The 11,181-nt window shown below is 70.2% G+C and carries 11 protein-coding genes; 10 read left to right on the top strand and 1 reads right to left on the bottom strand.

Annotated elements, in window-relative coordinates; genetic code table 11:
• Positions 1-86: 86 nt before the first annotated feature.
• Complete coding sequence (gene sbnB, locus ACLQ2V_RS21875; protein ID WP_425720413.1) at positions 87-1,121, top strand: 2,3-diaminopropionate biosynthesis protein SbnB; 1,035 nt, start codon at positions 87-89, stop codon at positions 1,119-1,121.
• A gap of 33 nt (positions 1,122-1,154) precedes the next feature.
• Positions 1,155-1,712 carry a pyridoxal-phosphate dependent enzyme gene (locus tag ACLQ2V_RS21870; RefSeq protein ID WP_425720412.1) on the top strand — a complete coding sequence of 186 codons (558 nt, stop codon included), beginning with the start codon at positions 1,155-1,157 and terminating at the stop codon, positions 1,710-1,712.
• A 98-nt stretch (positions 1,713-1,810) separates the two neighbouring features.
• Here ACLQ2V_RS21870 and ACLQ2V_RS21865 read toward each other — a convergent pair whose 3' ends face one another.
• Positions 1,811-4,081: a discoidin domain-containing protein gene (locus tag ACLQ2V_RS21865; RefSeq protein WP_425720411.1), complete on the bottom strand. Its 2,271-nt coding sequence runs from the start codon at positions 4,079-4,081 to the stop codon at positions 1,811-1,813.
• 438 nt (positions 4,082-4,519) lie between these two features.
• On the opposite strand from ACLQ2V_RS21865, the gene ACLQ2V_RS21860 reads away from it, so the two are divergent.
• The 8 genes from ACLQ2V_RS21860 to yut all read left to right on the top strand — a co-directional run bounded on the left by ACLQ2V_RS21860 (position 4,520) and on the right by yut (position 11,181).
• The gene (locus ACLQ2V_RS21860) at positions 4,520-4,822 is read left to right on the top strand and encodes an urease subunit gamma (protein ID WP_425720410.1); all 303 of its coding nucleotides are present in this window, start codon (positions 4,520-4,522) and stop codon (positions 4,820-4,822) included.
• A gap of 74 nt (positions 4,823-4,896) precedes the next feature.
• Positions 4,897-5,373: an urease subunit beta gene (locus tag ACLQ2V_RS21855; RefSeq protein ID WP_425720409.1), complete on the top strand. Its 477-nt coding sequence runs from the start codon at positions 4,897-4,899 to the stop codon at positions 5,371-5,373.
• Positions 5,374-5,421: 48 nt separating this feature from the next.
• Positions 5,422-7,140 (top strand): urease subunit alpha, encoded by a 1,719-nt coding sequence (locus tag ACLQ2V_RS21850; RefSeq protein ID WP_425720408.1) that lies wholly within the window; start codon positions 5,422-5,424, stop codon positions 7,138-7,140.
• A 78-nt stretch (positions 7,141-7,218) separates the two neighbouring features.
• Complete coding sequence (ureE, locus tag ACLQ2V_RS21845; RefSeq protein WP_425720407.1) at positions 7,219-7,782, top strand: urease accessory protein UreE; 564 nt, start codon at positions 7,219-7,221, stop codon at positions 7,780-7,782.
• Positions 7,783-7,807: 25 nt separating this feature from the next.
• A complete protein-coding gene (locus ACLQ2V_RS21840) occupies positions 7,808-8,485 on the top strand; it encodes an urease accessory protein UreF (protein ID WP_425720406.1) in 678 nt (225 codons plus the stop codon).
• Between the two features lie 38 nt (positions 8,486-8,523).
• Complete coding sequence (gene ureG, locus ACLQ2V_RS21835; protein ID WP_425720405.1) at positions 8,524-9,153, top strand: urease accessory protein UreG; 630 nt, start codon at positions 8,524-8,526, stop codon at positions 9,151-9,153.
• On the top strand, positions 9,150-10,115 hold the full coding sequence (locus ACLQ2V_RS21830) for an urease accessory protein UreD (RefSeq protein WP_425720404.1): 966 nt from the start codon (positions 9,150-9,152) through the stop codon (positions 10,113-10,115). The genes ureG and ACLQ2V_RS21830 overlap by 4 nt, the downstream gene beginning before the upstream one ends.
• Positions 10,116-10,134: 19 nt before the next feature.
• On the top strand, positions 10,135-11,181 hold the full coding sequence (yut, locus tag ACLQ2V_RS21825) for an urea transporter (RefSeq protein WP_425720403.1): 1,047 nt from the start codon (positions 10,135-10,137) through the stop codon (positions 11,179-11,181).

Below are 11,181 nucleotides of genomic sequence, written 5' to 3'. Positions count from 1 at the left end.
CCCCTCCTCACGTCCAAACAAAACGATCCTCACGTCCAGCCGGTTACGCCCAACATCATTAAGTTAGGAGTTGTAAGGGGGAATGGATGCCGCGCGCCCATGCGCCGTCCTTCGCGGTCATTCCAGGCCGCCAGGTCCAGGAAGTTCTCAGGTCCGCCGAGCGCGCCGTCACGCGTCTCGTCGAAGAGGTGTACGTCACGCACGGATCAGGTGGGACGGTCAATCCGCCCTCCTACTTCCTCAGGTTCCCCGACCGCGTCGAGTCGCGCATCATCGCGCTGCCGGCCTCGCTCGGCGGGGCCGCCCCGGTCGACGGCATAAAGTGGATCTCCAGCTTTCCCGGCAACGTCGCAAGCGGTCTACCGCGGGCCTCCGCGGTGCTGATCCTCAACGACCCGGCGACCGGCTACCCGATCGCCTGCCTCGAGGCGTCGATCATCAGCGCGGTGCGTACCGCGGCCTCCGCGGCGCTCGCCGCAGAGCGGCTCAGCGCCGCCCGTGGCGCTGACCGGCCGCGCCGGCTGGGCTTCGTCGGGGCCGGGCTGATCGCCCGGTTCGTACACACCTTCCTGGCCGGCAACGGCTGGGAGTTCGACGAGATCGGCGTCCACGACCTGCTGGAGGAGCACTCCGCCGGGCTGGCGAACTACCTGCGCGGCGCCGACTCGGCCCCGGTGCGGGTGCACGATTCCGCCGAAAGCCTGATCCAGGGCTCCGATCTCGTCGTCTTCGCCACCGTGGCCGGCAAGCCGCACGTGACGGACCCCTCCTGGTTCGACCACAACCCGCTGGTGCTGCACCTCTCGCTGCGGGACCTCTCGCCCGAGGTGATCCTCGCCTCGACCAACGTCGTGGACGACGTCGAGCACTGCCTCAAGGCGCAGACCTCGGTGCACCTGACCGAGCAGCAGACGGGCAACCGCGATTTCCTGGCCGGCACGCTCTTCGACGTGCTGACCGGCGCGACCGCGGTGCCGGCCGACCGGCCGGTTGTCTTCTCGCCCTTCGGCCTGGGCGTGCTCGACCTCGGCGTCGGTCGGTTCGTCTACGACCGGGTGGTCGCAGCCGGGCAGCTGGACGTCGTAGAGGACTTCTACGCCGAACTCGAACGGTACGGCTGACCCGCCCGTCCACCCGCATCCCATGAGGGCCTCGTGCAGATAATCTCTGCGCCGCAGGAGTTCCACGTTGATGACCTGTTCGTCGATCTGAAGTGGATCGTCAGTCGACCGCTCTTCCTCAAATGCGAGGGCTTCAACTTCGCCGGCTCCATCAAGTTGAAGGCGGCCGGGGAGATGATCGCCGCCGCCGAACGCGACGGTGTCGTGACCGCCGGCTCGATAATCGTCGAATCGTCGTCCGGTAACCTGGGCGTCGCGCTGAGTGCCATCGCCGCCAGCCGTGGCTACAGGTTCATCTGCGTCACCGACATGCGCTGCAATCCGACCACGATTCGCGCGATCGTCATGGTCTCGGTGTTCGCGATCTTCGCCACGCTGAGTCTCATCGAGTTCAAGCAGCTCGGCCTGGGCCTGGCGCTGGCCGTCCTGCTCGATGCGCTGATCATCCGTGGCGTCGTCCTGCCGGCGCTGATGACGCTGCTGGGCCGGGGTAACTGGTGGCCGGGGAAGCTGTCGATCACGCCCACGGAGCCGGTCGAGGCGGTCAGCTCGGCGGGCACCGACACGAAGGTCGGCGCCCTCTCGGCCTGACGCCGAGGAGCGCCTGCGGGCACCGGATCGCGCGTGTGGGGCCCTCCACCGGAGAGGGCGGAGGGCCCCGACCCGTCGGGCCCGCCCGTGCCGGCGGCCTACCTCGGGCCGTAGACCTCGAACTCCCACAGCGAGTAGCCGAAGCCGGTGGCGCGTTGGGTGCCGTGCACGCGCACGTAGCGGGCGGTGACGGTGAGGGTGTGCTCGTCGGCGGCGCCGTCGCCGGCGGTGATGGTCGTCGCGGTGGTCCAGGTGGTGCCGTCGGTGGAGGTCCTGATCTGGTACGCGCGGGCGTACGCGTCCTCCCAGCGCAGGACGACCCGGTTGACCTCCCGGCTGCTGCCGAGGTCGACCTGGATCCAGCTCGGGTCGGTGTAGGTCGACGCCCAGCGCGTGTGGGCCTCGCCGTCGACCGCCGCCGTGGCCGGGAAGTCCGGCGTCTCGGTCGAGGACACGCTCACCGGCCGGCGTAGCGCCAGGTTCCCGGTCGGGCCGTGGACCTCGAACTCCCACAGCGAGTAGCCGAACCCGCTGCCGCGTTGGGTGCCGTGCACGCGCACGTAGCGGGCGGTGGTGGCGAGGCCGTGTTCGTCGGTGCCGCCGTCGCCGGCGGTGATGGTCCGCGCGGTGGTCCAGGTGGTGCCGTTGGTGGAGGTCTGGAGCTGGTACGCCCGGGCGTAGGCGGTCTCCCAGCGCAGCGTCACCCGGGTCACCTCCCGCACTCCGCCGAGGTCGACGCGGATCCAGCTCGGGTCGGTGTGCGCCGACGACCAGCGGGTGGCGAGGTTGCCGTCGACCGCGTTGGCGGCCGGGAAGTCGGGCGTCTCGGTCGACGACACGCTCACCGGGCGCTTGATCGCCAGGTTCCCGGTCGATCCCGGCCCGCCGGGGGCCCGGCCGATCCGGTCCATGATCGCGCTGAACGCGGCGTAGGTGGTGGCCGGCTTCGGCGAGCCCCAGGTCTGCTGGGCCAGCACCCGCAGGATCGCCCGGATACCCGCGGCGATCTGGTCCTGCGTCTCGGCGTTGGGGTTGTCGTTCCAGACGTGCACCATCGAGCCGAGGTTGCGGGCCGGTTGGCCGATGGTGCCGCCACCGTGGAACAGGTCGGGGTTCCAGGTCTCGTAGGCCCAGGTCACGTTCGGCTTGGCGGCGCCGGAGACGTAGTAGGTGGGGTCCCAGGACTGGTTGGTGATGGTGTGGCCCCGGTCCAGCAGGGCCTGCGGGGTGATGCCGTGGTTGAACCAGTAGTCGACGTTGATGTTGGCGGCCGGGCGGATGGTGCCGTCGGTGCCGATGCCGTCGTTCCACATCCGGGTGGTCTTGCCGCCGGCGCGGACGATGTCGTTGGCCCAGTTGATGAAGCCGTAGTAGGTGTCCTTGGCGGTGGCGTCGGGCCCGTAGTTCGCGCGGGCGTACGCCAGCAGCTGCGGGTAGGCGGCGTAGTTGCCGACGTACTCGTCCGCGCCGATGTGCCAGTACCGCCCGGGGAAGAGCGGCAGGAACTCGGTGATGAGGTCGCGCATGAGGGTGTAGGCCCCCGGCTTGGACAGGTCCAGGTAGTAGGGGTCGCGGTTGCCGGCGCTGTCGGTGAGTTGCAGCTCCGGGTGCTTGGCCAGGACGGCGTTGAGGTGGCCCGGCATGTCGATCTCGGGGACGATCTCGATGTGGTACTTCGCGGCGAGCGCGACGATCTCCCGCATCTCCTGCTTGCTGTAGTGCTGCTCCGAGACCACCTCCGGGTGGGTGGTGCTCTCCAGCCGGAACCCGTGGGTGTCGGAGAGGTGCAGGTGCAGCCGGTTCAGCTTGAGGTAGGCCAGTTCCTTGATCTGTTGGCGCAGCCACTCCCCGGTGACGTACTTGCGGCCCACGTCGAGCATCAGGCCGCGTTCGGGCTTGGCGGGGGCGTCGGTGGTGGTGCCGGCGGGCACGGTGCCGGACTGCCTGAGCAGTTGCAGCACGGTGCGGGTGCCGTAGAAGGCGCCGGTGTCGGTCGAGCCCTGGATGGAGATGCTGGCCCCGACCGTCATCGTGTAGCCCTCGGCGGGCTGGGTGCCGCCGAGGGTGAGCCGGATGTCGCCGGTGGCGGCGGTGCCGGTGACGACGGAGACCGTGCGACCGGTCAGGTCACGCAGGTCGGCGGCGAAGGTGGCGGCGTCGTCGGTGAGCGCGGCGGCGTGGGCGGGATCGACCACGATGCGGCTGGCGGTGCCGAAGGTGTAGCTGCCGGTGCCCGCCGTCCACTGTCTCAGGGCCGGGATCACCTGCAGCTCGCCCGGCACGGCCGCGGCCGGCGTGGCCGGCACGGCCAACAGCGCGGCGGCGAGGGCCCCCACCGCACAGGTGATGCTGACAGCTCGAAGACGCATGGACCGCTCCCATCTGACAATGGCCGGGATATCGGCAGAGCGCCGGACCGACGTGCTGCCGATGGCGTGTCCGGCACTCGCCGCAGGCCGCGCGACGCCGCCGGAGCCAGCCGGTGACAGCATAGGCGTATTTCAATGCGTTGGGTTTCGGTGCGTAGCAGGCGTCGTCGTCGACGCGCCCGGCGCGGGTCGCCGGAGGGTGACGACCTCGACCCCGGCCCGGATCCGGTCGCCAAGCCGACCTCGACGCCTTCTCCTCGCCGCCGTCTTGGCCGATCCGGCCCGGCCCGGGCGGGCGACGGGTTATGTTTACCCCATAACCGGACAAAAGCCGTTTAGGACCTCGGTTTAGAGGTTGGCCTACCGGTCGGTGGTCGGGACGCGTCCTCGCGGCCGGCTCGCCGCCCGGCGATCGAACAGTCGCGAAGGATCAGCAACGTGCATCTGACACCGAGGGAATTCGACAAGCTGACGATCCTGTCGATGGCGATGGTCGCCAACGCCCGCCGGGCCCGAGGGCTGAAGCTCAACCATCCGGAGACCGTCGCGGTGATCTGCGCGGCGGCCTTGGAGGGCGCCCGCGAAGGCAAGACCGTCGAAGAGGTCATGAACCACGCCCGCACCGTGCTCAACGCCGACGACGTGCTGCCGGGCGTGCCGGAGATGCTGCCCATGATCCAGGTCGAGGCGGTCTTCACCGACGGCTCCCGGCTGGTCACCGTGCACTCGCCGGTCCAGTAGGCCCGCCGGCATCCACCGGCCGAAGCGGGCGAGCCGTCGGCAGGAGAGCCGTCCCAGCAGAGCGGAGCAGTTCAATGACCAAGCAGCATCCCGGGCCCAACTCGAAGCACGTGCGGCCCATCGGCGGCTACGTGCTGGCCGAGCAGCCGCTGGAACTCAACGCGGGCCGCCCGGTCTCGGAGGTCGTCGTGCACAACACCGGCGACCGGCCGATCCAGGTCGGCTCGCACTTCCACTTCTTCGAGGCCAACCGGATGCTGGCGTTCGACCGGGAGGCGGCCTTCGGCAAGCGGCTGAACATCCCGGCGACCACGTCGATCCGCTTCGAGCCGGGCGACCGCAAGACCGTGCAGCTCATCCCGTACGGGGGCCAGCAGCGGGTGTACGGGTTCAACGGGCTGGTCCAGGGCTGGACCGGCGAGGGCCCGTACCGGCCGGACCGGATCGACGCGCTCCACGACGCCAAGACCCGGGGTTTCAAGTCCGCCCCGGACGCCCAGGGCCAGGAGAAGGCCCCGGGCAAGAGCACGGAGCAGGGCAAGAAGCAGTAGCCACGCCATTTCACACGCCCGACGGCCTCGGGCGGGGGAGAAGCCTCGATGACGCAGATTTCCCGGCAGGAATACGCCGGCATGTACGGCCCGACCACGGGCGACAAGATCAGGCTGGCCGACACCGACCTCTACATCGAGATCGAGAAGGATCTGCGTGTCCTCGGCGACGAGGTCATGTACGGCGGCGGCAAGACCCTGCGCGACGGCATGGGCGTCGACAACCAGTACACCAACGCCGCCGGCGGCCTCGACCTGGTGATCACGAATGTGACGATCGTCGACGCGACCCTCGGGGTGATCAAGGCCGACGTGGGCGTCAAGGACGGCAAGATCGCCGGCATCGGCAAGGCCGGCAACCCGCACACCATGGACGGGGTGACCCCCGAGCTGGTGACCGGGCCGGGCACCGATGCCATCTCCGGCGAGCACCTGATCCTGACGGCCGGTGGCATCGACACCCACGTGCACCTGGTCACCCCGCAGCAGGCGTTCGCGGCGCTGAGCAACGGCGTGACGACCCTCTGGGGCGGCGGCACCGGCCCGAGCGACAGCACCAACGGCGTCACCATCACCCCGGGCCCGTGGAACATCCAGGCGATGATGCGCTCCTTCGAGACCATCCCGATCAACATCGGCATCATGGCCAAGGGCAACAGCAGCGGCCGGGGCCCGCTGGTGGAGCAGATCCTGGCCGGCGCGCCGAGCTTCAAGATCCACGAGGACTGGGGTGCGCCGCCCGCGGTGATCCGGGCCTGCCTGGAGGTCGCCGACGAGTACGACGTGCAGGTCAGCATCCACACCGACACCCTCAACGAGAGCGGCTACATCGAGGACAGCATCGCCGCCTTCGAGGGCCGGACCATCCACACCTTCCACACCGAGGGCGCGGGCGGCGGGCACGCGCCGGACATCATCAAGGTCGCCGGGCAGATGAACGTGCTGCCCAGCTCGACCACGCCCACGGTGCCGTACGGCATCAACAGCCAGTCCGAGCTCTACGACATGATCATGGTCTGCCACAACTTCAACCCGAAGGTCCCCTCGGACGTGGCCTTCGTCGAGAGCCGGATCCGCACGGAGACCATCGCGGCCGAGGACGTCCTGCTCGACGAGGGCGTCATCTCGATGATGTCCAGCGACTCGCAGGCGATGGGCCGGGTCGGCGAGACCTGGCTGCGCACCATCCAGCTCGCCGGGCAGATGAAGACCGCCCGGGGCAAGCTCGCCGAGGACGCCGACGGCAACGACAACTTCCGGGTGCTGCGGTACGTCGCCAAGATGACCATCAACCCGGCGATCACCCAGGGCATCTCGCACGTGCTGGGCTCGATCACGCCGGGCAAGATGGCCGACCTGGTGCTCTGGGAGCCGGCCTTCTTCGGCGCCAAGCCGAAGCTGGTCCTCAAGGGCGGCCTGATCGCCTGGTCGATCATGGGCGACCCGAACGCCTCGCTGCCGACGCCGCAGCCGGTCTACTACCGGCCGATGTTCGGCTCCCAGGGCAGCCAGCTCGCCAAGAGCTGCATCACCTTCGTCTCCCGGGCCGCCCACGAGTGCGGCATCGGCGAGCAGCTCGGGCTGCAACGGCAGCTCGTCCCCGTCTACCGCACCCGGGGCCTGACCAAGCGGGACATGGTCCGCAACGACCGGACCCCGAAGCTCGAGGTCGACCCGGAGACCTTCGCGGTGAAGCTCGACGGCGTGCACGCGACCGTGCCGGCGGCCCGCAATCTCCCCCTCAGCCAGCTCTACTTCTTCAGCTGACCCCGTTCTTCAGCTAGCCCCAGCCGCCGGGCGGTCGCCCGGGGAAGACGGGCAGCCGCCCGAGGAAAGGAGGAGCCCGTGCTCGTCGAGACGGTGCTCGGCAACATGAACGAGCCGAACTGGACCGATCGGCTGCGCGAGGCGCGCATCGACGACTTCGTGCTCGACCAGTGGGACGCCCAGAAGAGCCGGATCCGCAAGGCGACCAGCTCCGGCGCGGAGCTGGCGGTCTCCCTCGGCCGGGGGGTCCGGCTGCGCGACGGCGACATCCTCGCCTTCGACGACGCCACCGGCACCGCCGTGGTGGCCCGGATCACCCTCGGCGAGGTGATGGTGGTGCACCTGGACGAGCTGCGCGGCGCCTCGCCCGACCTGGTGATCCGCTCGGCCGTCGAGCTCGGCCACGCGATCGGCAACCAGCACTGGCCGGCCGTGGTCAAGGGCACCACGATGTACGTCCCGCTGACCGTGGACCGCAAGGTGATGGACTCGGTGATGCGTACCCACGCGTTCACCGGGATCTCCCACGAGTTCGTCCCCGGCACCGAGGTCATCGCCTACCTCGCGCCGCACGAGTCGCGGCGGCTCTTCGGCGGGGCGGACTCGACCCCGCACACCCACCTTCCCGCCCAGCTCAACTGAGGGCGGGGCCTCCCCGGTGCGCACCATGGTCGAGACCCTCAAGCTGCTGCAGTTCGGCGACTCGGTCTTCCCGGTCGGGGCGTTCTCCTTCTCCAACGGGCTGGAGGCCGCCGTCGAGCACGGCGTGGTGCACGACCGCGACACCCTGCGGGACTTCGTCCGGACCATCACCCGGCTCGCCGCCACCGCCGACGGCGTCGCGCTGCTGGCCGGGCACCGGGCCGTCGCCGCCGGCGACCTCGACCGGATCCGCCGGGCCGACGAGGCCGTGCACCTGCGCAAGGTCAACGAGGAGATGCGCGCCATGTCCGTACGGATGGGGCAGAAGCTGGCCGAGGCCTCGGCCCGGATCGTCGGGGAGTCGCTGCTCAAGGAGCGGATCGGCGGCGCGGCCGACGGGGTGCCGGTGACGTACCCGGTGGCGCTCGGGGTGCTCTTCGCCGAGCTGGGGATCGGCGAGCAGGACGCCTTCGCCGCCCACCAGTACGGCGCGGCCTCGATGGTGCTCGGCGCGGCGCTGCGGCTGATCCGGGTGGACCACCTCGACGCGCAGTCGATCCTCTTCGCGGTCAACGCGCACGTCGCCGACGACTACCGCGACGTGCGCGGCGCGGACCTCGACGACATGCAGGGCTTCGCCCCGCACCTGGACATCCTGGCGGGCGCGCACCAGCACGCCCACGTGCGGATGTTCATGAACTGAATCGCACGACTCTTTCTCTACGAAGGACAGGTCACGTCATGAAGTCGGCAAGTCGGATCGGAGTGGGCGGCCCGGTGGGCAGCGGCAAGACCGCGATCATCGAGGCGGTGGTGCCGCGACTGGTCGCCAACGGGCTGCGGATCCTGGTGGTCACCAACGACGTGGTGACCACCGAGGACGCCAAGCACGTGCGGCGGGCGCTGACCGGGGTGCTGATCGAGGAGCGGATCATCGGGGTGGAGACCGGGGCCTGCCCGCACACCGCCGTGCGCGAGGACCCGAGCATGAACCTGGCCGCCGTGGAGGACATGGAGGCCCGCTTCCCCGACAGCGACGTGGTGCTGATCGAGAGCGGCGGGGACAACCTCACCCTCACCTTCAGCCCGGCGCTGGTGGACTACTTCATCTACGTCATCGACGTCGCCGCCGGGGACAAGATCCCGCGCAAGAACGGCCCCGGCATCGCCAAGTCCGACATCCTGGTGGTCAACAAGACCGACCTGGCCCCGTACGTGGAGGCCGACCTCGGGGTGATGGCGCACGACGCGGCGCTGATGCGCGACGGCAAGCCGGTGGTCTTCACCAACTGCAAGACCGGCGATGGCATCGACGAACTGGTCTCGTTGGTGCGGCGCAACGCGCTCTTCGACGCCGAAGTGGTCGCATGACGGCACTGCACACGGCACCGGCACCGGGGTGGGACCCGGGGTGGGACACGGCGCTGGACAGGGTGCGGGAGCTGGTGCCGTACCAGGACCAGCCGGCCCAGCTCCCCGCCGCGTCCAACGGCAAGGTGGGGGTGCTGCGGCTCGGGTTCGCCCGGCGCGGCGACCGGACGATCCTCGCCGAGCTCTACCGGCAGTCGCCGCTGCTGGTGCAGCGGGCGCTGTACTGGGACGAGGCGATGCCGCAGCTGCCCTGCGTCATGATCCTCACCACCTCCGGCGGGGTGTTGCAGGGCGACCGGCTGCGCATCGACGTCGACCTGGGGCCGGGCAGCCAGGCACACCTGGTCACCCAGGCCGCCACCAAGATCCAGGAGATGGACGCGAACTTCGGCTCGCAGTCCCAGCGCTTCACCCTCGCCGACGACGCGTACCTGGAGTACCTTCCCGAGCCGACCATCCCGTACCGGGGCAGTCGCTTCGTCACCGACACCCGGGTGCGGCTGCCGCCCAGCGCGACCATGCTCTACGCCGAGGTGTTGCAGCCGGGGCGCAAGCACTACCGCGAAGGCGAGCTCTTCGCCTACGACCTGTACTCCTCGACCCTGCGGGCGCGGCGCCCCGACGGCCGGCGGCTGTTCACCGAGAAGTTCGTGGTCGCCCCCGGGCGCTTCGGCGTGCAGCGGGTCGGGATGATGGACCGCTTCCACCTCTTCGGCAACGTCGTGCTGCTCACCGACCCCGAGCGGGCCGCGCGGGTCTACGCCCGCACCGCCGCGCCGGTCTGGGACGAGCGGACCCCGCTGGCCAGCGCCGTCAGCCGGCTGCCCAACGACGCCGGGCTCATCTTCAAGGTCCTCGGGCAGGAGACGGAGCCGGTCCGCGCGGCGGTGCGCGCCTTCTGCGTCGCCGCCCGCGAAGAGGTCACCGGCCACACCTTCCCGCCCCCGTTCAGTTGGCGCTGACGCCACGAAGGAGCAGGCCATGACATCAGCCGTCCGGGGCTGGAACCGGCTGCGCGAGCACAACCCGCTGATCGGGTTCGTCGACGCCTGCCTGCGCGGGCCCGCGCAGGTGGTCTTCCAGAACAACCCGGTCAGCGGCCTGCTCATCCTCGCCGCACTCGCCTGGGGCGCGGTCGAGCAGGGCCAGCCGCGGGTCTTCGGCGGGGCCGTGCTCGGCCTGGTCGTGGGCACGGTCACGGCGCTCGTCCTGCGGGTGGACCTGGACTCCTGGCGCAAGGGGCTGTACGGCTTCAGCCCGGTGCTGACCGGGCTCGCCGTGCCGACGTTCCTCGACGACCGGCCGCTGATGTGGCTCTACCTGGTGCTCGGCGCGGCGGCCACCACCGTGGTCACCCTGGCGCTGAACGCGGTCTTCCAGACCTGGGGGCTGACCGCCTTCACCATGCCGTTCGTGCTCACCACCTGGGTGCTGCTGCTGGGGGCGTACCAGTTCGACCGCTTCACCGTGCTGACCGGCACGACGCCGAAGTTCCCCGGCGAGGGCCCGGTGGCCGGCGGCCGGTTCGACTGGGACCTCGTTCCCACCTTCCTGCGGGGCGTCTCCCAGGTCTTCCTGATCAACAGTTGGGTCGCCGGGCTGCTCATCCTGGCCGCCCTGCTGCTCAACTCGCGCGCCTCGGCGGCCTTCGCGGTGCTCGGCACCGTGGGGGCGACCCTGCTGGCGCTCTGGTTCGGCGCCGACGGGGCATCGCTGGACAAGGGCCTCTACGGCTTCAACGCGGTGCTGACCGCGATCGCGGTGGGCGCGGTGCTGCACCGCCCCGGCGCGCTGGTGACCGCGTACACCCTCTTCGGGATCGCCCTGACGCTCTTCGTCCAGGTGGCCCTGGCCACGGTGCTCACCCCGCTGGCCGTGCCCGTGCTGACCGGGCCGTTCAACATCGCCACCTGGCTGTTGCTGCTGCCCCGGCGGCACTTCGGGCCGCTGCCCGACCGCGCACGCATCAGGGAGACCGTCGTCTCCGCGGTGAAGCGGACCATCCGACCGTACGCGGAAGAGAGGTGA

The organism is Micromonospora sp. DT233 (assembly GCF_049841815.1).
Lineage (GTDB): Bacteria > Actinomycetota > Actinomycetes > Mycobacteriales > Micromonosporaceae > Micromonospora.
The sequence above is the reverse complement of the archived record's forward strand: the minus strand, read 5'-3'. Positions and strand labels throughout refer to the sequence as shown.

Coding starts and splice junctions, on each gene's coding strand:
- ACLQ2V_RS21830 (WP_425720404.1), top strand. CDS start 9,150: ATGACGGCACTGCACACGGCACCGGCACCGGGGTGGGACCCGGGGTGG.
- sbnB (WP_425720413.1), top strand. CDS start 87: ATGCCGCGCGCCCATGCGCCGTCCTTCGCGGTCATTCCAGGCCGCCAG.
- ACLQ2V_RS21865 (WP_425720411.1), bottom strand. CDS start 4,081: ATGCGTCTTCGAGCTGTCAGCATCACCTGTGCGGTGGGGGCCCTCGCC.
- ACLQ2V_RS21855 (WP_425720409.1), top strand. CDS start 4,897: ATGACCAAGCAGCATCCCGGGCCCAACTCGAAGCACGTGCGGCCCATC.
- ACLQ2V_RS21840 (WP_425720406.1), top strand. CDS start 7,808: ATGGTCGAGACCCTCAAGCTGCTGCAGTTCGGCGACTCGGTCTTCCCG.
- yut (WP_425720403.1), top strand. CDS start 10,135: ATGACATCAGCCGTCCGGGGCTGGAACCGGCTGCGCGAGCACAACCCG.
- ACLQ2V_RS21850 (WP_425720408.1), top strand. CDS start 5,422: ATGACGCAGATTTCCCGGCAGGAATACGCCGGCATGTACGGCCCGACC.
- ureG (WP_425720405.1), top strand. CDS start 8,524: ATGAAGTCGGCAAGTCGGATCGGAGTGGGCGGCCCGGTGGGCAGCGGC.